This is a genomic window from Phreatobacter sp. (assembly GCF_027532945.1).
Lineage (GTDB): Bacteria > Pseudomonadota > Alphaproteobacteria > Rhizobiales > Phreatobacteraceae > Phreatobacter.
Genome location: NZ_JAPZTZ010000012.1, coordinates 155,525 through 178,029, shown reverse-complemented (window position 1 = coordinate 178,029; position 22,505 = coordinate 155,525). Strand labels below are relative to the sequence as shown.

Annotated in this window: 26 protein-coding genes and 1 pseudogene; 12 read left to right on the top strand and 15 right to left on the bottom strand. The window is 66.1% G+C overall.

Going from position 1 to position 22,505, the window contains the following annotated elements:
* Positions 1-642: 642 nt before the first annotated feature.
* The 4 genes from O9344_RS09650 to O9344_RS09635 form a co-directional block, all read right to left on the bottom strand.
* A complete protein-coding gene (locus O9344_RS09650; protein WP_298475804.1) occupies positions 643-1,068 on the bottom strand; it encodes a hypothetical protein in 426 nt (141 codons plus the stop codon).
* Complete coding sequence (locus O9344_RS09645; RefSeq protein ID WP_298475822.1) at positions 1,065-1,553, bottom strand: SRPBCC family protein; 489 nt, start codon at positions 1,551-1,553, stop codon at positions 1,065-1,067. The genes O9344_RS09650 and O9344_RS09645 overlap by 4 nt, the downstream gene beginning before the upstream one ends.
* A 221-nt stretch (positions 1,554-1,774) precedes the next feature.
* Complete coding sequence (locus O9344_RS09640) at positions 1,775-2,179, bottom strand: hypothetical protein (RefSeq protein WP_298475802.1); 405 nt, start codon at positions 2,177-2,179, stop codon at positions 1,775-1,777.
* Between the two features lie 91 nt (positions 2,180-2,270).
* Positions 2,271-2,813 carry a hypothetical protein gene (locus O9344_RS09635; RefSeq protein WP_298475800.1) on the bottom strand — a complete coding sequence of 181 codons (543 nt, stop codon included), beginning with the start codon at positions 2,811-2,813 and terminating at the stop codon, positions 2,271-2,273.
* Positions 2,814-2,997: 184 nt separating this feature from the next.
* Between O9344_RS09635 and O9344_RS09630 the strand changes: the two genes are divergently transcribed.
* Complete coding sequence (locus tag O9344_RS09630) at positions 2,998-3,729, top strand: hypothetical protein (RefSeq protein ID WP_298475797.1); 732 nt, start codon at positions 2,998-3,000, stop codon at positions 3,727-3,729.
* Positions 3,730-3,802: 73 nt separating this feature from the next.
* Here O9344_RS09630 and O9344_RS09625 read toward each other — a convergent pair whose 3' ends face one another.
* The 3 genes and pseudogenes from O9344_RS09625 to O9344_RS09615 form a co-directional block, all read right to left on the bottom strand.
* Complete coding sequence (locus O9344_RS09625; protein WP_298475794.1) at positions 3,803-4,078, bottom strand: hypothetical protein; 276 nt, start codon at positions 4,076-4,078, stop codon at positions 3,803-3,805.
* Positions 4,079-4,239: 161 nt separating this feature from the next.
* Positions 4,240-4,881, bottom strand: a complete 642-nt coding sequence (locus tag O9344_RS09620; protein WP_298475824.1) for a hypothetical protein — start codon at positions 4,879-4,881, stop codon at positions 4,240-4,242.
* A 917-nt stretch (positions 4,882-5,798) separates the two neighbouring features.
* Positions 5,799-6,143: pseudogene (locus O9344_RS09615) on the bottom strand (adenylate/guanylate cyclase domain-containing protein); the annotation flags it as partial.
* Between the two features lie 189 nt (positions 6,144-6,332).
* Here O9344_RS09615 and O9344_RS09610 point away from each other — a divergent pair.
* Entirely contained in the window at positions 6,333-7,040 is a 708-nt protein-coding gene (locus O9344_RS09610) for a Crp/Fnr family transcriptional regulator (RefSeq protein WP_363321930.1), read from the top strand.
* A 68-nt stretch (positions 7,041-7,108) separates the two neighbouring features.
* Here O9344_RS09610 and O9344_RS09605 read toward each other — a convergent pair whose 3' ends face one another.
* Positions 7,109-7,369: a hypothetical protein gene (locus O9344_RS09605; RefSeq protein WP_298475792.1), complete on the bottom strand. Its 261-nt coding sequence runs from the start codon at positions 7,367-7,369 to the stop codon at positions 7,109-7,111.
* 267 nt (positions 7,370-7,636) lie between these two features.
* On the opposite strand from O9344_RS09605, the gene O9344_RS09600 reads away from it, so the two are divergent.
* From O9344_RS09600 to O9344_RS09585, 4 genes are read left to right on the top strand one after another with little or no spacing between them, the layout of a single operon-like run.
* Entirely contained in the window at positions 7,637-8,854 is a 1,218-nt protein-coding gene (locus O9344_RS09600) for a DUF1176 domain-containing protein (RefSeq protein ID WP_298475790.1), read from the top strand.
* A 44-nt stretch (positions 8,855-8,898) separates the two neighbouring features.
* Positions 8,899-9,351, top strand: a complete 453-nt coding sequence (locus O9344_RS09595; protein ID WP_298475788.1) for a lysozyme inhibitor LprI family protein — start codon at positions 8,899-8,901, stop codon at positions 9,349-9,351.
* A gap of 1 nt (position 9,352) precedes the next feature.
* Entirely contained in the window at positions 9,353-9,901 is a 549-nt protein-coding gene (locus O9344_RS09590) for a hypothetical protein (protein WP_298475785.1), read from the top strand.
* Positions 9,898-10,428 carry a hypothetical protein gene (locus O9344_RS09585; protein ID WP_298475782.1) on the top strand — a complete coding sequence of 177 codons (531 nt, stop codon included), beginning with the start codon at positions 9,898-9,900 and terminating at the stop codon, positions 10,426-10,428. Before O9344_RS09590 ends, O9344_RS09585 begins: the two co-directional genes overlap by 4 nt.
* Before the next feature lie 250 nt (positions 10,429-10,678).
* Here the strand turns inward: O9344_RS09585 and O9344_RS09580 are convergent, their stop codons facing one another.
* From O9344_RS09580 to O9344_RS09560, 5 genes are all read right to left on the bottom strand, one after another.
* Positions 10,679-11,050: a hypothetical protein gene (locus O9344_RS09580; protein ID WP_298475779.1), complete on the bottom strand. Its 372-nt coding sequence runs from the start codon at positions 11,048-11,050 to the stop codon at positions 10,679-10,681.
* A 135-nt stretch (positions 11,051-11,185) separates the two neighbouring features.
* Positions 11,186-11,545, bottom strand: coding sequence for a hypothetical protein (locus O9344_RS09575; protein WP_298475774.1), 360 nt, complete (start codon positions 11,543-11,545; stop codon positions 11,186-11,188).
* Between the two features lie 5 nt (positions 11,546-11,550).
* Positions 11,551-11,862, bottom strand: coding sequence for a hypothetical protein (locus tag O9344_RS09570; RefSeq protein WP_298475772.1), 312 nt, complete (start codon positions 11,860-11,862; stop codon positions 11,551-11,553).
* 152 nt (positions 11,863-12,014) lie between these two features.
* Complete coding sequence (locus O9344_RS09565; protein ID WP_298475769.1) at positions 12,015-14,069, bottom strand: sodium:solute symporter family protein; 2,055 nt, start codon at positions 14,067-14,069, stop codon at positions 12,015-12,017.
* A 15-nt stretch (positions 14,070-14,084) separates the two neighbouring features.
* On the bottom strand, positions 14,085-14,369 hold the full coding sequence (locus O9344_RS09560; RefSeq protein ID WP_298475766.1) for a DUF4212 domain-containing protein: 285 nt from the start codon (positions 14,367-14,369) through the stop codon (positions 14,085-14,087).
* A 438-nt stretch (positions 14,370-14,807) separates the two neighbouring features.
* Between O9344_RS09560 and O9344_RS09555 the strand changes: the two genes are divergently transcribed.
* Entirely contained in the window at positions 14,808-15,431 is a 624-nt protein-coding gene (locus O9344_RS09555) for a hypothetical protein (protein ID WP_298475764.1), read from the top strand.
* Between the two features lie 228 nt (positions 15,432-15,659).
* Here O9344_RS09555 and eutC read toward each other — a convergent pair whose 3' ends face one another.
* Both eutC and O9344_RS09545 read right to left on the bottom strand, forming a co-directional pair.
* On the bottom strand, positions 15,660-16,436 hold the full coding sequence (gene eutC, locus O9344_RS09550; RefSeq protein WP_298475761.1) for an ethanolamine ammonia-lyase subunit EutC: 777 nt from the start codon (positions 16,434-16,436) through the stop codon (positions 15,660-15,662).
* Positions 16,433-17,818 (bottom strand): ethanolamine ammonia-lyase subunit EutB, encoded by a 1,386-nt coding sequence (locus tag O9344_RS09545; RefSeq protein ID WP_298475758.1) that lies wholly within the window; start codon positions 17,816-17,818, stop codon positions 16,433-16,435. Before O9344_RS09545 ends, eutC begins: the two co-directional genes overlap by 4 nt.
* Before the next feature lie 387 nt (positions 17,819-18,205).
* Between O9344_RS09545 and O9344_RS09540 the strand changes: the two genes are divergently transcribed.
* The 5 genes from O9344_RS09540 to O9344_RS09520 all read left to right on the top strand — a co-directional run bounded on the left by O9344_RS09540 (position 18,206) and on the right by O9344_RS09520 (position 22,374).
* Positions 18,206-18,985 carry a Crp/Fnr family transcriptional regulator gene (locus tag O9344_RS09540; protein ID WP_363321929.1) on the top strand — a complete coding sequence of 260 codons (780 nt, stop codon included), beginning with the start codon at positions 18,206-18,208 and terminating at the stop codon, positions 18,983-18,985.
* A 412-nt stretch (positions 18,986-19,397) separates the two neighbouring features.
* Entirely contained in the window at positions 19,398-19,586 is a 189-nt protein-coding gene (locus O9344_RS09535) for a hypothetical protein (protein WP_298475755.1), read from the top strand.
* A gap of 928 nt (positions 19,587-20,514) precedes the next feature.
* A complete protein-coding gene (locus O9344_RS09530; protein ID WP_298475752.1) occupies positions 20,515-21,261 on the top strand; it encodes a sensor histidine kinase in 747 nt (248 codons plus the stop codon).
* A 346-nt stretch (positions 21,262-21,607) separates the two neighbouring features.
* A complete protein-coding gene (locus O9344_RS09525; protein WP_298475749.1) occupies positions 21,608-22,126 on the top strand; it encodes a DedA family protein in 519 nt (172 codons plus the stop codon).
* Positions 22,127-22,134: 8 nt separating this feature from the next.
* The gene (locus O9344_RS09520) at positions 22,135-22,374 is read left to right on the top strand and encodes a methyl-accepting chemotaxis protein (RefSeq protein ID WP_298475746.1); all 240 of its coding nucleotides are present in this window, start codon (positions 22,135-22,137) and stop codon (positions 22,372-22,374) included.
* Positions 22,375-22,505: the final 131 nt, after the last annotated feature.

Genomic DNA, 22,505 nt, shown 5'->3' with positions numbered 1-22,505 from the left:
CCTCAGCCAATCACACCAAACCCAAACCGATCAGCCCGTCTGCGCAACCCCGACCAGCTCCGACGGGCTGATCGTGCGCCTCAAACAAAGGGGTCCCGATTGCGCGCCTATACGGGGTCCCGCTTCCGCGCCGATTGACACTGGGCGTTGCCGGGCAGAGTGAGGGCCATAAGGAGCAGGACCCCGGCCGAGAGGGGATGGGGTCGCGGCGATCGGCGGCTTTGGTGCGGCATCACCATCTCGAGACCATGCAAGCTGGCGGCCGTCACCGCTGAGGCGGGGGCGGATGGCCACGGTGCTCGGGTTGACGCGCCGGCGCAAGGCGGCGCCCTCTGTGGATGCGTCAAGCCTGATGGATTCTAACCGCTGACCACGGTCGTCCCACCGAATGGGCTTGATACCTCGCGCTGTCGAACGCGAATGGCAGAAGCCGAAGAGGTCGCTATGGCTGATCGTGGCGTCCTCGTCGGCCTCGTCCACCGAAGCGGGCGGCGGCGCCGCGCCATAGGCGGGCAGGATGCAGGGCTCCCCGACCGCCTCGCCGGCGTGGGCCTTGCCGGGCACAGTGAGGGCCATGAGGAGCCGGCCCTCGGTCAGCAGGGGATGGGGTCGCGGCGAACGGCAGCGTATTCACGTTTCGCGCTAGATTGCGTCCAGCCGAGCAAGATGCTCGACTCCTTCGGGACCGCAGGACAACCCCTGGGCGACCTTCGAGTCAGGGGTAACAAGTCGCCAGAATGGAGCAACGGCATCCATGCCCTTGCCCTGCGTGAGATCTTGCAGGGCGACCTCGGCGACGACTCTCAGATAGATGGCGGTTGTGACAGGGCACATCGCATCTGCCCTGGATCGTCTCGCAAGGTCGCTCCTCATGCGAGCAATCGTCCGCGTTTCCCCCTGGGGGATGGAGGCGAGGTACGACGCGATCTGGGCCGGCGACGAGATCAACATGGTCGAGCCCGCCTTAACGCCCGCGAAGTTCGCGCTAAGCGTGACCACATGGGGCTCCCGGGCGTTGTTGAAACGCTTGTACCAGTCGACCTTCGGCTTTCCCTTTGCCTGTCTCACGAGACCTTCTCCAGCCGTTGGGCCAGTTCATCGAGATACCGCTCTGAAAAGGTGTTCGGATCAAAAAGCAAGGCGGCGATGAGGCGGCCAAGAGGGCCACGGATGCTCGCCCGCTCCTCGACCGCCAAGCGCGTCCCCACTGTCTCCGGGACAAGTCGAGCGCGCCATGTTCCCACAACGCCCCTGTCCGACCTGAAACGTAGCGCGAGTGTCGTCGCCGTGCGCTCGGTCCATTCGAACCGGATCCGGTCACTTGAGCGCGTCACTTCAACCCAGGCATCCCCCTCGGCCTCGATCGCTCTGACGTCCGATCTCCAGTCGGGCTGGGCCGCGACGTCCGTGATCACCGAGAGGATCGTGTCCGGTGTGGCACGCATGAGGCGTTGCGCAGAGCCTGTCCGGGTTTCAGGCAGCAGCAGTCCCACCATCAACGCCAGCCCGAACGCGGCCGCGGCGACGGCCACTCCAATGATAACGATCTTCATGGCCAAGGCCTCTCCCTTCGAGCAAGAGAGATGCCCAGATTTTGACGCGCTGGAAGTATCCGGCGTTTTTCTGAAGCCTATTAACGGCTTACACCCGTCGCACCATGTCTATGGCGGGCTCGCCGGGTTCGACCGGGACGGCGTCTGGTTCGCGCCGCCCAGGGGTCATTGGCGATCGCCCCACAACCAGCTGTTCGATCGAGCCAGGGGCCCGCTTCAAGTCACGGAGGGCTGCCGAAAACGACAATCCGGGCCGAACTCCAAGGGCCGACGGCGTCGGTTGCTCGCCGCATGAAGTCGTCCGCGGCATCGTGGATCGACTCATGGACGGACACGCGGCCCAGCGCTCCGCGTTCTCGCTGTGCGACGAAGAAGAGGTCATGCTCGGCATCGCCGATCACGATTGTGATGTCCGGATAGCTCGGCGCGCCGGGGGTTCCAGGCTCACCAAGATCGAAGGACCGGTCGAACACGTCATAGGCCAGGGGAGGCCCGATCTCGCGCAGCAGCGCTTCGAGAGCGCGGGCGGTCTCGGCACGATTGACGCTGCGCGCGCAGCGGACGCGGAGGCTGTTCGACAGACCTGTCCACCGGTTGGCTATCGGGAGAGGAGGGGCGGGAGCCAAATGTGTCTGCCTCTGATTGTCGATCGTCAGGGTGGGTCGCGCGACCCGGCTTCCGAAGGGTCGGCGGTACCCGGTCGCCCAGGCAAACGCCCTAGCGTGACACCACGGTCGCGCTATCGGCCATCTCGCGCCGCCTTTTGCGGTATCCAAGGATCAAGCCGATCGCGAGGGCGACGGCGCCGGCGATCATCAGCGCGATGCCATCGACATGGTACTGGCGCAGGTTCAGATTCCGGCGTTCGAGCGTGTTCGCATAGGTCAGAACCTCGCGGTTACCGCTGCTCAGCACATAGACATCCTGCTCGGAGTCGAATTCCGCCCGGACCGGCCCGCCGATCAGCGAGCGCACGTCTGACTCCGCCATCTCGATGGTGGGAACGCGCAGCTTCAGCTCGGTCGCGCTCAGCCGCGGCTTCAGTGTCATCTCGTAGTAGGAAGAGGTCGATCCCGTCCGACGGCTCCGCCGGGTCACCCGTGACGCCTCGGTGATCGTGCCCTCCACGACCTGAAGGCTGCTGCGCGCGGGCGGCCCCGATACCATGCCGTAGCCGACCATGCCGAGGCCCACCACGATGCCGAGGGCCGCGAGCATCACGATCCATGAATTGCGAGCGATCTGGATCAGGTCCTGCACCGTCTGTTTCCTCCCTGCCGGGTGTCGCCGGGCCTACCCGCATGTCGCTGCGTCGAAGATCCTCTGGCGGTCTCGGCGGGTTTAGTGCTGTCGGCGAGGGCAGGGTGTGCGCTTGCGCACAGGCCGGGTCGGCGCCAGGGCCTAGAGCGGTTGGAATCCGCTCCATGGTTTCAGGAGGAATCGGGTGGGCTCCAGGCGTTCGGGCGGCCGGACAGGTCCCGCGGGCTCCGCGCCGGCGGAGCTGCCGCTCGCCCTCGGTCGCGCGCTGCAGGGCTGCGGCTTCCGGCAACAGAGCCTCGCCGCGTTGTCGTCGGGCCCCTTTGCTCCTCGGGCCGGCGACAGTGTCTTCGTCCGGCAGGACCCCTCAAGCTTCGCCATCGCCTTTGTCACGCGGGTGGATAGCGAGGCCGATCTTGTTCGTTTCGTCGACCATCAGGGTCTGATGGCCTGGGGCTATGACCTCAACCAGGACAACCACGCCCACCAGACGACACTCATCGATGAACTGCGTTTCGTGATCACCCGGTACGGCGCGGCCATCAGAGCCGAATTACCCTGGGTCGGCTATGTGCCACAGGACGGCCTATGGCTGCATTGCGACCGTCACTGTCCGATCCCGGCGCTCGGCCCCGCCTTCACGGCTCCGATTTATCCCTGTCTCGGTTGGGTCCTGCTGCCCAGCGCTATCGACGAGTTCGGCGCGGCCGAACAACGAACGGGGTTCTGCACGACCGAAGTCCCTGAAGGGGCCTCCGCCAACCACGCGACCCGGACCTTCTCCTTTGTCTATGACGGCTATCCCCAGCGGATCGTGACCCGCCGCCGGATCGTGACATTGATCGATCCATCGCGGTCACCGGCCGATGGTGTTCGTCTTGTCGACATGGCCGTGGCCGTCACCTATGGCGACCCTTGAGCCAAGGTCGAGGCCCGAAACGCATGTCGGGGATCGCGGTCTGGTCCGTCGAGACCATTCACCTCGTCGGCCCTCACCGTGGGCAGGGCATGGTGGTGTCCGAGGCCGGATCGACGCAGGCGGGTGGTGCGAGCCTGTTCAGATCGCGCAACTCCTTCTCCACCGCCTGGAGGGCTCGGTTTTCCCGCTCCCGCGCCAAGTCGTGACAGACCGCCACGGGAGGGCCGAGCCAGCAGCGAAGGCTCAGGGCAAGCCCCCGCTCGTCGCCCATGACGGACGCGCCAAGGGTGAGGGCCAGGCAGGCCGCAGCGAGAACGGTCACGGTCACTGCCGTCTTGCGGACCTTCACCGGCCATCCCATAGGCTGTCCTGGCGGAGCGGATCGTCGTCGTGGACCGCCAGCCGGCTCGCCGGTCCTCCCCCCTTGCTTCGAAGATGCGGCTTCGGACAGCCCCGAGGATGTGCGCTCGCACACAGGCCGGAGGCCTCGATGGATCGCCCCTTCCGAGGCTAGCGACGGGTCGGGCGGGCGAAGGTTGCGACCTGGGACACGTCTCCCCCGACGAAGGTCAGCCTGATCGTGACGCTCCCGACCGAGGGAGCAAGACCCAGGAAATGGCGCGCTCCGGCGGGAACGCCGAAGGGCTGGCTGGGGTCGCAGGGCGGCAGCGGGAAGGGTGTCCCCGGTGCCTGGCCATCGACACCGATCTCGACCTTCTCGATCGCGCAGCGATAGCTGATGAGCGCCGTCAGGTAGATCCGGTCGCTGTTCTGATCCGTGCCGAAGACGGCCCATGAGGGCGCGATACCCTGGAGGATGTCCCTCATGCCGCGCTGCAGGGCTGCCGCAGGCTCGAATGCGATGGTGGTGACCGGCGAGGCCACGCCTTCGGCATCGACATAGCGCAGGGCGATATCCACGGCGTCGCGCCTGTGGGCAAACGCGATGCTCGGCTTCGGCATCGGCCGCCCCGTCCGCGGCTCGGTGATCTGCAGGAGGCCGGTCGACTGAAACGATCCGGATCCGCCGAACCGATATTCGATCGTCGTGGCAGGTTCGGGCAGGGCGATGGTGCCGACCCAGCCGGACGTGGTGGGCGTGAAGGCGATGGAAAGGCGGTCGCGGCCCTCGGCGAAGAGGCCTGCCAGCAAGCCCTGCGGTCCCTGGCCCGCTCCATCCACGACACCCGTGTCGCAGGGTCGATGACGTAGCGCTCCAGCGCGCCATCCCGGCTCGCCGCGTCAAAGCGCTCGAGGGCGGCGCGTTCGCGGCGCTTCTCGGCCAGCGTCCGGCCTTCAGGCCGTGCGCCCGATAGCTCCGCTGCGATGAGGTAATGGATGGGCGTGAACTCGGGATCCGCCGCTGCGATCTCCTCCAGCCGTCGCAGGCGTTCAGCGCCGTCGCGCGTGAGGGCCTGGATCAGCGCAACCGGTCGCGCATGTCCTCCGGCAAGTTCCGCCGCCGCGTCAGGCGCCGCATCCCGGCCCTCCTGCGCCCTGATGAGGGACGCAAGGCGGAGCGCCGGGTCGATGACCTCCGTCCCAAGCCGAATGAGGGCGGCATATTCGCGGCGGGCCGCGCCAACATTGCCCTGTTCCTCCAGCCGCCGGGCGCTCTGGTAGCGCTCGGCCAATCCAGCTGGGCTCGGGGTGAGACCATCGGGTTCGGACGCGATTGGGCGTTCAGGCGGCACCTGTGCCATGCCCGGCGTGTCGGTCCCGGACCTGCTCTCGCCGCGGCCCGACGAGGCGATGGCTGGGGGCTGCGCTTCCGTCCCGACAGGCGCGCGGGGTCTGTTCAGCCATACCAGTCCGCCGCCGACGGCGATGACAGCGATCCCGGCTAGCACCCACAAATGCACCGATCGGCGGGGCGCCGGTGCATGGCCGGCCGCCTTGGGTCCTGCGGCAGGCTGGCCGGCCGGCCGCCTCACATCGATCCTGAAGACATGCACCGGATAGGGGAGGTTCTTCACCTCGCGATGGCCCATGTCGAGCGAGGGCACGGAGGTCTTGTTGGCGACGGCCTCCTGCACGCTGCGGGAGACGCAGATGGACCCCGGCTCGGCAAGCGCCTGCAGCCGTGCCGCGATGTTGACGACATCGCCCAGCAGGTCCCCATCGCGCTCGACGACGTCACCGATCGATATCCCGATGCGGAAATGCATCTGCCGATGGGCGGGATAGGAGAGATTGCGGGTGCGGAAGGATTCCTGGATGTCGATCGCGCAGCGCGTCGCCTCGACCGCGCTGGGAAATTCGCACATGACGTTGTCGCCAGCGCTGTTGAAGACGCGGCCGCCTGCCCGCACCACCAGATCGTCGAAGACCTGACGATAGGCGTGGAGCCGAGAGAGCGTTTCGTCCTCGTCCTCGGCGGTGATCCGGGTGTATTCGGCGATGTCCGCCGCCATAATGGCGGTGATCTTGCGCTTGAGGGGCTGTCTCATGGCGTCCACGGGCAGTCGGCCGGTGCCCTTGCGAGCACGGATGCGTCATCCTCGCGTGGTCTTGCCAGTTTGCACCCCACTTTGGCAAAGAATGCGTCGCGGATATTGCACGCGATTGCCGCCGAGCGGCCGCCGCTCGATCCTGGGGCGCCGATGAAGCGGGACACGGGCATGGCATCGATCGCGCAGGTCGGCATTTTCCAGGGCATCAGCGACCTCGACCTCTCGCGCTTCGACCACCGTTGCGTCTGGAAGAAGGTCGACGAGGGCCAGACGATCATCGATTTCGATGATCCGTCCAGCGATGTCTATTTCATCATCGCAGGCGACGTCCGCATCCAGCTGCGTACGACGGGCGGACGCGAGTTCATTCTCGCGGATCTTCGGGAGGGCGAGTTTTTCGGGGAGCTCGCCGCCATTGACGGCGAGCCAAGGTCAGCGAACGTGACCGCCCTGACCCGGACGACCATTTGCATCGTGGGGGCGGCGCTGTTTCGCGAGATCCTCAAGGCCTCTGCCCAGGTGTCGGAGCGGGTCATGGTGCTGCTCGCCCGGCGTGTCCGCGACCTCAATGCGCGCCTGCTCGAACATGCTGTCCTCGACATTCGCCACAACCTCTACGCCGAGCTCATCCGGCTCTCGATCCAGCGCGCCCGCGGTTCCCAGGCGCGGATCGTCTCCCCGCCGCCTTATCATCACGTGCTGGCTGCACGCATCGGGTGTCGACGCGAGCAGATCACCCGCGAACTGCGGGCCATGGAGCAGGACGGCCTGATGCAGAAGGCGCGGGGAGGGCTCATCCTTCCCGATCCGGAGGCGTTGCGTCAGCGGATCGCCCAGAAGATGCAGGAACTGGGGTAGGGAGCGGTCAGCGCGCCCGCTCCCGGACCCGACGGCTTGCCCGCGCCATCACCCGGCGGAGCCTGCTCCTATCGGCACGAGCATGCGGTGCCCGGGCGCATGTTGTTGTTGCGCGAGAAGTTCTCGGCATCCGACCGGTAGCTGAACCGCCGGATCGTGCAGTAGCTGGTGCCGAAGGCGATCCTCAACTGCGCCTCGTCCCGGGAGTCGACGTCGTAGCGGCCGCTCTTGCAGATGACGGCATAGGCGCTGGCAGGCGAGACGGCCAGCAGGGTGAAGAGTGCTGCCGCGGCGAGGGCGGCGGGGCGAACGTGCGAAGCGAAGGTCATGTTGCAGTCTCCACGAGGGCCGGGCGGACCAGATCGGCCGCGATCAGCAAGACATCGACACCAGCACAATGAACCAGGTCGCCGCGTGCGCCAGCGCACAGTCCCGAGGCGATGAGGGAGACGACATCTTGACGCCGGGCCACCATGTCGGCCGACCGAAAGGATCGATCCCATGCCTCGTCGCCAAATGAGGTCTTTGGCCGCCCGGGCCCATCATCGCGACGGCAGTGGGGCGGCCGAGCACATGCTCTCTTCGGCGTCGCAATCATGATCGGGCGGATGGTCGCATGTGCGTTCGGCGTGCTTGTCCTCCTTCGGCGCGCAGAAGCTCGGCACCATCTTGATATCCGGCTGCGGATGTCCCTGGTGGCTCTCTCGATAGCATGTGCGCCCGCTTCGGCGTTCACCCTGAAGGAGATCGGCGAATGGGTCGTTTCCTGTGACAATGGCGCGACCTGCTCTCTTGTGAACGCCTCGCAGCTTACACAGCTGCGTGTCGCCCAGCCTTCGCCCTTCGGCATGTCGCGGATCTGCATCCAGCGGCGGGCGGAGCCGGACGCGCGACCGCAGGTCTTCGTCACGCTGCGCACGCTTCGGGCCAATCTCATGACGGCGACGCAGGACGACCGATTGCTGCGCATCGTCGGGGCGGCAATGCCGGTGCCGGATGTGGCGATGCGCTTTCGCGGATCGGATCACTGGCAGGTTCCCGTTCCGATGGTCGACGCCCTGCTCGGCGGCCTCAACGACGACACGCAGCTTCATGTGGTGACGCGCGCGGGGGCGGTGGTGGAGCGCCTCTCCGTGCAGGGCATCGGCGAGGCCTTGTCGATGATCGACCGCGCGCAGGCACGGTCGGGCACCGTCTCGGCCCTGCGGGAGAAAGGTTCGGAAGCATCCGCATCCCCGCCTCCAACTGTGGCGCCTCAGGCCTTGGTGACCGCGCCCTTGCCGAAACTCCCCGCGACCATTGCCCCTTCGCCGGAGGCGCTTCGGCTGCGGCGAGCCCTATGCGGCTCTCCTGGCCTCGACCCCACCGTCGGATACAGGCTCCTGGGTGATCGCCAACGCCCCGATCGCATCCTCTGGGTCACGCCCTGCAACTCCCAGCAGGGGCTTCCCCGGACCTACTTCGTCATCGAGGACGATGATGGCTCGGCCCGCCCCGTCGAGTTTCCCGGTGCTCAGCCCGAAAGGCCCTCCGGGCAGGCCGGATTGCTGACATTGCCGGAGTTCGATGCCGAAACCGGGCGCGTTCGGGAATTGTGGCGGGAGCCCGTTCCGCCCGGCGCCGACACACCGTGCTTGATCCAGCGCCTGTGGGGCTGGACCGGCCGATCCTTCGAGTTGGCGGAAGAACGCCGGAGCCTCAGCTGCGCGGGAACCATCAGTGGCCATTGGGCGAGAACCTACTCACGCCAGTTGATCATGCCCGCGCGCGAAGGCGTTCCGGCCACCGCTGCATCCTTCCACCCCCCTTGCTGAGGACGTTCGGCATGAAGGTTCTCCACGCTATCCCCGTGATGCTGATGCTCATCGCTCTCGGATGTCCCGCTCTCGCCCAGCAGCGCGACGAGGAGGAGGCTGGCTGGGTCGGCTTTGTCGAGGGGATCGAGACCTGCCTCGCCGACAAGCGTCCCCTGCTGACCCAAGGCTATGCCTGTATCGGCCGGTTCAGCGCGGCCTGCCTCAAGCACGCCGAAAACCAGACGACGGTGGGGATGGAGCGCTGCTATCACGATGAATATCGCGCCTGGGATGTGCTGCTGAACCGATACTTCCGGGATGGCCCGCAAGGGGCGGCCCGTCATGAACTGCAGCAGGTCCAGCGAGCCTGGATCACCTACCGCGATCGCAAATGCGCGTTCTTCCGGGTGCATTATGCCGGTGGGTCGATGGCCCGCTGGCTGGCCGCCCAGTGCATGATGGACACGACCGCGCGGCGGGCGATCGAACTGCGCTTCTTTGCGATGGATCGCTGACATGGTGCCGCTTCCCCATCGCGACGGGCCTGCGGACAGGTGGCCACATGCCAGACCGGGCTTCATCCTGTCCGCGATGGCGGCCATATGCGCCGTACTGGTCCTCATCCCGCCGGTCGGGACATTGATCGTCCTTCATCAGAACGGAGCCCTGACCATCGGCAACGTGCTGAAACTGGGCTGGCTTGTCCTGACCGCGATTGTCGCTGTCCTGTCTCCGCCAAGGCCGCTCATGGTGGTGGTGGCGATCCCGTCGGTCCTGATCTTTGTCTTTTCGATCGTATTTCTGATCGCCTTCGCCTTCCGCGCGGCTTGGGGGCCTCGCATCCTCGCAGGTCTCGCCATCCTGTGGGCGCTCTCGGTCAATGCCAGCACGATCGTGATGCCCCTCATGAGCTTTTCCGGATCGCTTCCGGTGCTGACCTTCCTCGGCATGATCCCGGCCCTCATCGCGCCACTCGTCTTCTCGATCGGCTTTGCCGGTTTCATGGTTCATGGCGATGTCGCACGGGCATGGTTTCGCACCGGCCCACGGGCGGCCCGCGCATGACCGGCCGGGATGCTGCATGTGCAGGCGCCGATGCGCGCCGGTCCCGGCTGAGGCGCGGCCTCATCGCCCTCGGGGCCCTTGTCGCCGCGACGCTCGGCCCGGTTGGGCCGGTGCTCGCCGACGCCACGTCCAACGGGCCGCCGCAACGGCGAAACTATGTCGGGTTATGGGGCTACTTCACGACCTGCCGCGCGTCCAACAATCTCATGATCAGCTACGGCCGGAGGACGGCGGAATTCCCGCACGAGACCGTCGCGCGCAAAGCGACGGGGTGCCGCGTGCTCTCACGGCAGGGGGCCCTGCCGCGGTGGGAGCTGGAATTGAGCTGCCGCATCTGGACCGGCGCTGAACCTCCGCCGGTCATCAGGGTGCGGCAGGTGATCATGATGCGCAGCGACGGGCGAACGCTCGACATCGAATCGCTGAACCGCACGACCGGCGAGACCCGGAGGTTCGACGTGTTCTACTGCCGCCAGCATCACGAGCCGGAGCTCATGCCGCTGGGAATTCTCGATGATCCCGAGTGAAGCGCGCGTCACCAAGGCGCCATGCGCCGGCACGTGGGCTCTTAGGGGTGCGACGGAAAGCGCGCCGGGGACAGTCCCGTGAACGCGTCAAAGGCTCCCAATCGTTCGCACCTTTGAGCCATGCATCTTGCGGAGAAGCAAAAGACCACTTCTGCTTCCGCCGCCATCCCGCGTCACCGCTTCCTACCCACGCGACGCCACTGGCCCTCTCCGGGACCCCCCCCTGAGCAGGCGCGGCTTGGCCGGCGCCTCAGGGCCCGACGAGCCGCCAGAGCAGGGCGAGGCTCAGGAGCAGCATTGCTGTAGAGGTGCACAGATAGGCGAAGCGGTAAAAGGCTTCGGCGCGGGCCCTTCCGATCGCCCATTGCGCGACGTCGCCCTGCGGCCGCTGTTTCTCATCGAGGATCATCCAGACCTCGGTGCTGCGGAACGGCTGGCCCGGAGCCCGCCAGGCTTTCAGGATCAGGATGAGCGCGGTGAGAAGGTAGGAGCCGCCGCCCAGCTTGAGAGACGTGACGGGGTCATAGGCCAGCCCGAGCATCGTCATGACGATACCGAGCGTCGCAAACCCGCATGCCCTGGCGGTGGAGATGAGTGCGGCCTGTCGAACCTGCGGAAACATGCAAGCGCCTCCGAGCCCGTGGCGGAATGACGCACAGGCTAGCAGATGCTCTGAGGGGATCGAGAGGGAGGACGCCGCCTCACAGGCTGTTGAAGAGCGGATTCGAGTGCCACGCAGTTCGCCGTGTGGCGCTCGTCACAGCGCGCTGAAAGCCCGGAGCACCGCCGGCATGGACAGGATCGCCAGCGTCGACACCCAGATCCACAGCGACATGGTGTTGGTCCGCCCACCATTGGCGAGCCGCTCGTAGATCGCCGCGGGCACCCCCGCCAGCATGATCGTGAGGGTCGAGGTGATGAGGCTGGCAAACAACAGGATGAAGGGGGCGGAGACCGGCAGGAAGGTCGAGGGATACCAGAACGCGTTCACGAGGAAGACGAAGCCGGTGAACGGCGAGAAGATGCCGTTGACGATGCCGAGGCCGAGGATGCCGAACAGGAAGGGCTCGGCGAGAACCACGGGGGCGTCCTGATTGTCGGGCGGGTTGCTAGCCATGGCGATCAGCCTCCGATCCGCGGTGCGAGGCCCCAGCGGGCCATCTCGAAGAACAGGAAGATCCGGATGGCAAGGGTCCATAGGACCGCGAAGAGGATGACCACCTGCAGCGGCACCGCCGAGGGGGTGATCACCTGGACCGGCCGAACCGCGAGGTCTGACGTCCAGACGAAGCCGCGCCAGATGTAGTTGTCCCAGGTCGGGGGAACGAAGAGGCCGAGGACGAAGCGCCCGAGGCAGGCGTACATGACCAGCGCCAGGACATAGTTCGGCACGTGGAAGTACCAGTACTGGAAGAAGGATGAGGCGGCGTCCACGTGAAGTCTCCGCGATCGCAGGAACGGCGTTGCGTCCTGCCGGCTGCTGACCGTCCGCCGATCCCCGCCCTTGCGTCAAGCGGACCGGAAGGCCGGGACGAGAAACGGGGACCCGTCGGGCCCCCGTTCCGATGCTGTGGGATGGTGCGCCGTCAATGTCCGATGGCGCTGGCAGCCTTGTCCTCCATCACGACGCCACCCTTCGGGCGACGGATCTCGTCGATGAAGTTCTGCATCTCCTGCGACGGCTCCTCGGTGAACTTGGACACCGCCCAGATCACCAGGAAGCCCAGCGGAAGGCCGAAGACACCTGACGAGATGCCACGGACGCCCCACCAGTTGGCGACGACCTGCGCCGTACGGTCGAGGACGACCCAGTTGGCCGGCGTTGCCGCCGCCGCATAGGCCGCCTTGGCCGCCTCATAGGCCTGGAACTGCGCGGCGGTCGCGATCGAGAGACCCTTCCAGGTCTCGTAGAAGGCGGGCGCGTAGTAGCGGGTGCCGACGAGGTAGTAGAGCGTGATGCCGAAGCCCACGACGATGCCCCAGATCGCGCCCTGCGTCGTCGCCTTCTTCCACCAGATGCCGAGAACCAGCGCGGGGAAGAAGCCGGCCGCCGCCAGCGAGAAGGCCCAGGCGACCATGGCGACGATGTCGGCAGGTCGGAACGAGGCCACATAAGCCGCCGCGATGGCGACCACGATCAGCAGGACACGGGCGACCACCAGGCGCTTCTCGGTCGAGGCGTTCTGGTCGATCATCTTGTAGTAGACGTCATGCGACAGGGCGTTCGCCATGGCGAGCAGCAGACCGTCGGCGGTGGACAGAGCCGCCGCGAGGCCACCGGCCGCCACGAGACCGGCGATCACGTAGGGCAGGCCGGCGATCTCCGGGGTGGAGATCACGATGGCGTCCGCCTGGATGCCGAAGTGGCGCAGCTGGATCGTCGGGTTGAACGACGCCACGTCCCCGGTGTGCTGCATCACGCGGGCGCAGGCCGTGCGGACTGCCTCCAGCGTGGTCGCGTCGACACCGCAGATCTGGATCAGGCCCACGCGACCGTAGGAGCGGATCCAGCTGAGGTTGTCGGCGGAGAACAGCGTCGCGAGGTTCTGGCCGACGACGTTGTTGTACACCTCCATCTTCGCGAAGGCGGCATAGGCCGGCGCCGTGAAGTACAGGATGAAGATGAACAGCAGCGACCAGCCGACTGACTTGCGGGCTTCACGCACCGAGGGGGTGGTGAAGAAGCGCATGAGGACGTGCGGCAGGGACGCCGTGCCGACCATGAGGCAGAGGATGAGGCCGAAATAGTTGACGTACTCGACCCACAGCGCCGCACCCGAGAGGGCCGGGTTGCCGAAGGACGGGTTGATGTAGCCAACCGCGGGAACGACCACGTCGCCGGCCGCCCGCAGCGCGGCTTCCTTGGCGGCGATCTTCGCGAGCACGTCGCCATAGGTGAGCTGCGGGATCGGGATGCCATATTGCTGCGCCGACAGGATCACCACCGGGATGAGGTAGGCGATGATCAGCACGATGTACTGGGCCACCTGGGTCCAGGTCACCGCGCGCATGCCGCCGAGCATGGAGCAGACGAGGATGCCGACGAGGCCGACATAGACGGCGACGACGTAATCCATGTTCAGGAGGCGGGCACCGATGAGGCCCGTGCCGACGATCTGCGCCACCACATAGGTGAAGGAACAGCTCATCAGCACGATGATCGCCAGGGTCCGCGCCACCTTGCCGCCGTAGCGGAAGGAGAAGAAGTCCGGGATCGTGTAGGCGCCGAACTTGCGCAGGAACGGCGCGATCAGCGTCGCCACCAGCACGAAGCCACCGGTCCAGCCCAGGATGAAGGCGAGGCCGTTATAGCCGAGCAGGTAGAGCGAGCCGGCCATGCCGATGAAGGAGGCCGCCGACATCCAGTCGGCCGCCGTGGCCATGCCGTTGTACATGGCCGGCACCTTGCGGCCCGCGACATAGTACTCGGAGACCTCCGCGGTGCGCGAGAGGATGCCGATGGCGGCATAAACGCCGATCGTCAGGGCGACGAAGGCGTAGCCGATCCAGGGCTTGGGCATGCCGACCTGTTCCAGGACCGCGAGCACGATAACGCAGCCGAGGAACGAGAAGGTGTAGAGAGAGTAGACACGACCGAGATTAGAGAGAAAATCGCGGCCGCCAGCCTGTTCAACTGACATTGTTCGCCCTCCGCCTCAGTCTTCAGACACGCCGAATTCCTCATCGATCTTTTCCTGCTGATTGCAGAACCAGAAGATGAGGACGACGAATACGATGAGAGAGCCCTGCGCAGCCATGTAGTAGCCAAGCGGGAATTTCAGGATCGGAATGGAAATGCCGTTCAGTGCGGGTGCGAAAAAGTGCACGAAGAACGAAAAGAAGGCCCAGATGCCCACGGCCGTGAACGTCAGTTTCTGTGTGGCCTTCCAATAGCCCACGTCATCGGGCTTCTGCGCTGGATCGTCGGGCGCTTGCGCCATGCTATACCCTCCTTGTGCCCCTCGGGCATTGCGACCGCCGAACGGCGGCCTCATGCGATTCACCTCCCGAGCGCCCGACGGCGTGCTCTCCGGCACGTTTGTCGACGCAGCGCCATACGCCCGTGGCCAAGATGAGTTGGCGAACGGGCGCGGCATACCAAGTGTTTTCGCTCGACATTGCTGCTCTGCACAAAAATGCAAAGCAAAATGACGGGCGCTCGACGGTGGAAACGGTAAACGCCCACTTACCGCCCACAATGCTACGAAAGTCGAATGAGGCTGCGGCGAATGGCAGCGCATGGGGGCATTGACCGAGTCTGCGGCAGCGTCAAAACGCCGCGGACTGCGTCATTTTGCCTGCTCAAGGCTGTGGTCGGCCGCGTCCGGTGCGCATGGCGGGGACGGCTGCTATAGTCGGCGCGACAGGGGGAGAATGCCATGGGACTGCTCGACGCCATCCTCGGCCGCAAGAAGACGGTCGCGTCATGGTCAGGCCTCGAAGACTTCGTCGACGCGCGGGCGGCCTTTCTCGTCAATCGCTCCATGTATGAATACAGCCGTGCGCGGGCCGGAATTCTTGCGGAAAAACTGTTTCGCGAGCAGTCCTTCAAGGACGCCATCGAAGAGGGGCGGTGGCGGGCCTTTCCGTTGAGCCTGTCCAACGTGCTCGAACTCGTCGACGGCCATCTGCGCGGGGCCGCCGTGGGTCAGGAGCCGGCACTGCTTGATGCGCTGGTCGCAGTCGGGCGCAATGTCCTCAGCCGCTATCCGTGCCCCGCCGGCGTTGATCCGGACTGGTGGCGCGAACAGGGAGACGGGGTCGAGACGAGCCTTCGCCGCGCTGCGCTGGCGGAGCCCAAGGCACCGCAGGACATCTGCAAGGCGACGTTCGACGAGATCTTCGCGCTTGTTCCCATTCACCCCGACCTGATGAAGCTCGATCGGGATGTCGTGCTCAATCACATGCGGGGCATGATGGTGAACATGGCGGCAGAGGCCAGCACTCTCCTGGATCGGCGCGCCCTTGCCAGTTCGCTCCCGGCATCTCAGGCGCTCCCCTGAGGGGCGCGCATGGGTCTAGCCGGATGCGACAAAGTGCGCGGATCGGTTTTATACTTTCTGTTGATGCGCGCTGTCCGGATGAGCATCATCCCATGGTCGAAGCAGTCAGCCCCCACTAGGTGACTGCCGATATCCAAACTTCACGGGCCCGTGGATCATTCCGCGGGCCTTTTGTTGTCTGCGGCCGACCCACGCGACCGCTGCTGTTGCCGAAAAGCCTGACAGAGGTCACCCAGGGCGTTGAAGCGTGAAGGGGCGTTCGGCGGCCTCCAGCGTCCGGTCGCTCTCGTCCTTCAGCGCGACACCCGTGAGCCGCCGGGCGAGAGCCTCGCGCATCAGCCAGGCGGCCTTGAAGGCGGCGATGTCCGGCGACAGGCCGGCCCCGTGGATGTTGGAGATGCAGTTGCGCTCGCCATCGTTGCGCCCCTGGCGCGGCGCATGGGTGAGGTAGAGCCCGAGGCTGTCGGGGCTGGAGAGGCCGGGCCGCTCGCCGATGAGCACCAGCACCAGCCGGGCATTGAGGATTTCTCCGACCTCGTCGCCGAGCGCGACCCGCGCCTGCCGCGCCACCACGACGGGGCCAAGGCTCCAGCCCTCCCGGCGGATGTGGGGCAGCAGGGCTGAGACCATGGCGCTCGCATGGGCATGGACCGCGCTGGACGACAGGCCGTCGCCGACGACGAGGGCGAGGTCGATGGGGGCTGCGGCCGCGGCGGCAAGCCGGTCCCGCGCTTCGGCCGACAGCCGCCGGCCGAGATCGGGCCTGAGCAGGTAGGTCTGGCGGCTGTCCGCTGCACTGTCGGCAACGAGCGTCGCCAGGCCAAGGGCCGCGATATCGGAGGCGACCTTGTCGGCATCGAAGGGCGTGTGGACTGCGTCCCGTGCCGTGGCATGGGCCAGGGCGAAGCGCAGCGTCTCCGCCGTCGTCTGGGCCGAGCCGGTGCGCCCGAGGCCGATGCGGGCCGGGGTGAGGGCGGCGAGCTGCTGCCAGATCCCGCGGCTCATGCGGCAAGCCCCGTGAGGTGGGCGAGGAGTGGTGCGCCGCCCTGCGGCAGCAGGCGCCCGTCCAGCCCGGTGATCCCTTGCGCCTGAAGCCAGGTTTCGAATTCCGGCGCGCGCTTCAGGCCGAGGACGTCGCGGATGTAGAGCTGGTCGTGGAACGAGGTGGACTGGTAGTTGAGCATCACGTCGTCCGCCCCCGGCACGCCCATGATGTAGGTGACGCCGGCCGCGCCGAGCAACGTCAACAGCGTGTCCATGTCGTCCTGATCGGCCTCGGCATGGTTGGTGTAGCAGACGTCGCAGCCGAGCGGCACGCCCATCAGCTTGCCGCAGAAATGGTCCTCGAGGCCGGCGCGGATGATCTGCTTGCCGTCATAGAGATATTCCGGGCCGATGAAGCCGACGACGGTGTTGACCAGCAGCGGCTCATAGGCCCGCGCCACCGCATAGGCCCGCGCCTCCAGTGTCTGCTGGTCGACGCCGTGATGGGCGCCGGCGGAGAGCGCCGAGCCCTGGCCGGTCTCGAAATACATGACGTTGTCGCCGAGTGTGCCGCGCTTCAGCGAGCGGCCGGCCTCCAGCCCCTCCTGCAGCACGGCGAGGTCGATGCCGAAGGAGGTGTTGGCGTCCTGCGTGCCGGCGATGGACTGGAAGACGAGATCGACCGGCGCGCCGCGCTCGATCAGCTGGATCGACGAGGTGACGTGGGTCAGCACGCAGCCCTGCGTCGGGATGTCGAAGCGGGCGATGAGCTCATCCAGCAGCTTCAGGAGGTCGCCGAGGACCGGCAGGCTGTCCGAGGCCGGATTGATGCCGATCGTGGCATCGCCCGTCCCGTGCAGCAGGCCGTCGGCGATGGAGGCGGCGATGCCGCGGGCATCATCGGTCGGATGGTTCGGCTGGAGCCTGACCGCCATGGTGCCGGGCAGGCCGATCGTGTTGCGGAAGCGCGTCACGACCCGGCACTTGCGCGCCACCGCGATGAGGTCCTGGTTGCGCATGACCTTGGAGACGGCCGCCGCCATTTCCGGCGTCACGCCGGGGGCGATGGCAGCAAGCCGCTCCGTCGTCGCCGCCTCGGAGAGAAGCCAGTCGCGAAAACCCCCGACGGTGAAATGGGCGATGGGCGCGAAGGCCGCTGCATCGTGACGGTCGAGGATGAGGCGGGTGACCTCGTCGGTCTCGTAGGGGACCAGCGGCTCACTGAGGAACAGCTTCAGCGGCTGGTCGGCGAGGGTCATCCGCGCCGCCACCATCTCCTCGGCGGAGGTCGCGGCGATGCCGGCGAGCTGGTCCCCGGAGCGCAGCGGCGTCGCCTTGGCCATCAGGTCCTTGAGGTCGCGGAAGAGGTGGGTCCTCTGGCCGATGGTCTGGCGGAAGGTCACGCGTCGGTCCTCATGCCTGCGGCTCCCTGTGCCTCACGGCGCCAACACGGCGCCGGGTCGTCGTCGATGAAGGTCGCATGGCCGATCACCCCGCGTCCTTCTCCCCCATGTGGAGCACGAACTGTGCCGCTTCCAGGTGGCACCGAACACCTCGTCAGGGTAGCACGAGCGCAGCGCGACGGCCCCGTTGCTGCGGGCTTCGCGAGAGTTGCATGCCACACCTGCGGCAGGATCATCGCGGGCGAGGATTGCGCGGTTTTGCCCGGAATCGGCTCCGTATTGCCGTCAAGGGCATCGATTTCCGTCGCGAAAGGGGGCGTTCGCAAGGGCGAAGTCCGCTGGTCGAAGTTTCCGACGACGAGCACGTGGAACAGATATTTGCCGACAATGAGGTATTTCTCTACTCTCGCGCGTTGGGGAAGGCATCAGCCCGCGGCGACAGCTGCGGGAGTCCAAAGGGACGTCCATGCCGCGCAAGCCCACGTCAGTATTCGACTCGAAGACGTTTCTGGACCCGTTGGCAAAGGTCGGAGCGATGCAACCTATGCGGCAGGAGACGTTATCTTTGCCCAGGGAGACCCGGCGAATGCCGTGTTCTACATTCACAAGGGCAAGGTGAAGATCGCGGTTGTCTCCGAACAGGGCAAGGAAGCGGTGGTGGCGCTTCTCGGCCCCAAAGACTTCTTTGGAGAAGGTGGGCTTGCCGGTCAGTCGAAACGCATCGCCACGGCCATGGCCATGTCGGAAGCCACGATCTCACGCATCGACAAGTCGACCATCGTCAGGTTGATCCACGACCAGCCGGCATTCTCCGAGATGTTCATCGCCCATCTTCTCGGGCGCGCCGTCCGCGTCGAGGCGGATCTGATCGACCAGTTGTTCAATTCCAGCGAGAAGCGCCTTGCCCGGCTTCTGCTGCTCCTTGCCAATTTCGGCAAGGACAGCGAGCCCGAACCGGTGATCGCCAAGATCAGCCAGGAAACCCTCGCCCAGATGATTGGTACGACACGGGCCCGGGTCAGTTATTTCATGAACAAATTCCGCAAGCTCGGCTTCATCTCCTATAATGGCGGGATCGAGGTCCACAGCTCGCTGCTGAATGCCGTGCTGCACGACCAGCCGCATATCAGCCGAAAGACGAAGCGGGCCTCTTCTGATCAATTTTGAACAGCCCGCGAGGCCGGCCTGATCTACCGTCTCGGCCAAGATCAGACCGACGCGACCGCTCATCCAGACCTGTCGCGGACACGAGCCCTGCTCGGACGCCAGCGCATCCGCGCAAGGCATGTTGTGTGTCCAGTCTGGCCCGTGGCGGGTCTTGGCCCGTGGCGGGTCTTGGCCCGTGAGGGGTCTTGGCCCGTGACCAACCTAGCCTGAGCTTGCCCCCGCTCCGGCCGTCCGTCGCGTTTGCCCGCGCCATCAACCAGGGAGCACCACCATGCCCGTTCTTGTCCGGACCCCATCAATCGGGAGTTCTCCGCCAACGCCCGCCGTCGCGGCCGCTGCGACAACCTCTGCGGACCCCATACGCCGAACGGGCCCCATCCGGGCCCATAAACGTGCCTACACGGTGGGCGACGTGGTCCAGGTCCGCTCGGGTGGTTCGGAGATGATCGTGCAGGGCTATGCCATCAACGGCGAGGTCGTCTGCGAACTGCGTGGCCGAACATTCGAATTGCCCGAACTGTTGCTGAAGACCGTTGGCAGCAAGCCAGTCCGGCGAGGCCGCAAGCCGGGGATCAGTCCGCGCAGGGCCCTGCGCCCTTGAGGCTTTCACGGCGCGGCCGGTGCTGTCGGTGTTCGTCTCGCCCGTCGGAGACCGCGCGAGGTCCGGTGTCCACCGCCGTGAGACGGCACCAAGGAGCTTGATGTGCCCACTGGACCCAGCGGTTCGAATTCGTCGGACACAACCGATCTGGAGCGGCGCGTGCTTGCCCACGAGCGTGTCTTGCAGGCGGTGATCGCCTATCTGGCCCAGACCGAACCCCAGTTCCTCGATCACCTCCGGGATACCTTTGTGGATCCCATGAGCATGGGCCGACCCTAGCACGACTATCGCGGCGTCGATGACTATGCCGAAGAGTTCATCCGGGCCGTCATGCTGTTGCCGGAGACACGGGCCGCCGCCGCGACCAACCCGCCTTCAGCCCCTGGAGAGGCCGGCCGTCCCCGTCCGGCACCCGCCCCACGCAGGGACGCGTCCTGCGTTGAGGTCCATGAACGCAACGGGATCTGGAGCGTCAGTGTCGACGGTGTCTTTGACGGTGACTACGTCAAGAAGGCCGATGCCGTGGCCGCCGCCGCGCTCCTGAAGCTGGCAAGACCCTCGGCGGGCCTGATGGCCGCTATCGCGGCTGTCGCGGTGGGCAAGCGCGATGGCGCCGCCGTTCATTCGCCACGGCCCGGGCCCCAGGACGGGCCTGGTCTGACCGTCGTGCGGTCGTTCGGGCAAAGCGACTAGAGCCCGATGGCAATCGCGCTGCCGGTCGTCGGAAGGGCATGTTTGTCAGGGTTTCCCCCTGACTCCGTGCCCCACCCGGCTGATCACTTTTGAACAGCGATAGAGCGCACCTCCCCCTCATTATGGCGTTGCATCGACCGGCGATGCGTCAACCCCGAAGGCCCACAGGAGGTCGGCAACGCTGCCAGCCAAAGGCACTGCTCTTTTACGATCGATCCTTTCCAGGGGTATTTCTATGACCACGAGCTATGTGACCGTTCCAAAGTTTCTCAGCAGTCTGCCGCCGAGGACAAGGCTCCGCTCGTTCCAGGAGCTGCGTTCGAAGAGCCACGACCATGACGCTCAACGGATGGCGCTTCTGCTTCACTACAACGAGACCCTGCTGCGCGAGGTGCATCACCGGATTGGCAACAGCCTTCAGCTGATTGCCAGCATCCTCGTTCTCGATGCGCGCACCGTCCACTCGCAGGAAGCGCGGCGCCACCTTGAGGACGCCCATCGGCGAATCCTGGCGGTCGCGACCGTACAGCGCCAGCTCCAGGTGCCCGGCGAGAGCGACAGCTTCGACCTGTGTCCCTATCTGACGACGCTGTGCGAGAACCTGACCGCCTCGCTTGTCTATACCGCGAGCCAGACGACCATCGAGGTCCATTCCGATCCGGCAAATGTTTCCCCGAGAACAGCGACGGATCTTGGGTTGATCGTGACGGAACTGGTCATCAACGCGCTCAAACACGCTTTCGGATCGGACGGGCAAAAAGGGCGGATCCGGGTCACCTATCAGGTCGATGGCCATCAGTGGAGGCTGACGGTTGCCGATGACGGCCGCGGCAAGGTGGCGGCGCCGGGAGGCGCGCCGGCAGGATTCGGATCGGGAATCATCTCCGCGCTGGTCGCGCAGCTCCAGAGCCGGATGGAGACCTCGACAGGGATCGACGGGCGCGGCTTTTCGACGACCATCACCGGCTATTCGAGCGTTTGAAAGCCAAAGACGGCTTCGTCCTGCCGGGACAGGCCTCAGGTCGCCCGCACTGCGCGATGATCAGCGGGTGAGGGGCGCGCGAAGTCTCGGGAGCGCAAAAGCTCCTGGCTCCGGGGCACCTCGCGGCGGCGGTTGCCACGAGACGCGGCGCGCCCGTTAGCGGGCCCCCGCCGAGATGTCCATGGTATGGTGGTGCGGCGCTAGACCGCAGTTGATGACACCGGTTCGCCTTGCGGATGACATAGGCTTCGGTCAGGCTTTCACCTGAGTTCGGCCGTGGCGGGTGCCCAACCGCGCGACCCGGCCCGCTGTCGGCCCCGGCAGCCTTTACTCCGGAGTCGCGGACTTGTCCTTTACGACGCTCATCGCCGACATCGAGGCGCTCACCCGCCAGCACGCCATGCTCATCGTGCCCGTGGTCGGTCTGATATCCTTCTGCGAGTCCATCGTCTTCCTGTCGCTGTTCATCCCGGCCTCGGTGATCCTGATGGGCATCGGCGCGCTGGTCGGCCTCGGCGATGCCAACCCTTGGGCGGTGGTGGCGGCGGCGACCATCGGTGCGGCGCTCGGTGAATGGGCCTCCTACGCCGTCGGCTACGTGTTCAAGGACCGCGCCACGAAGCTCTGGCCGCTCGGCCGCTATCCCGACCTCGTGGTGCGCGGCCAGCGCTTCGTCCATGCCTGGGGCGCGCTCGGCCTTTTCGCCGCGAAGTTCATCGGGCCGCTGCGCGGCATCGTTCCGATGATGGCGGGCGTCATGGCCATGGGTCCCGTCCGGTTCCAGGTGGCCAACTGGTTCTCGTCGCTGCTCTGGGCCCTGGTCTGGCTGGCTCCCGGCTACATCGCGGTTCGTGCCCTGCACTGACGCGACGCTTGGCGACCATCGAGGCCATCGCCAAGCAGACCGACCTGCTCGCCCTCAAAGTCACGATCAAGTCGGCGCGGACCGGCGAAGCCTCCAAGGGCTTTGCCGTGGTGGGGCAGGAGGTGAAGACCCTGGCCTCGCGCTCGGCGACCTCGTCGGCCGAGATCTCGGCGCTCAATGGCACCAGTCGCGAGCGCATCGGCGTGCTGGCCGAGACATTGGCAAGTCTCAACGGTCAGGCGGCCTGACGCAACCGCTGCAGCTCATCTGCCCAGTCAGGACCGCGCCTTGGTTGAGCTATCCGTATCGCGCATCAATGCGGCCGGTTCGCTAACGCGTAGCGGTCTTTCCAACTTCGCATGCCTCAGGGGAAAGGTTT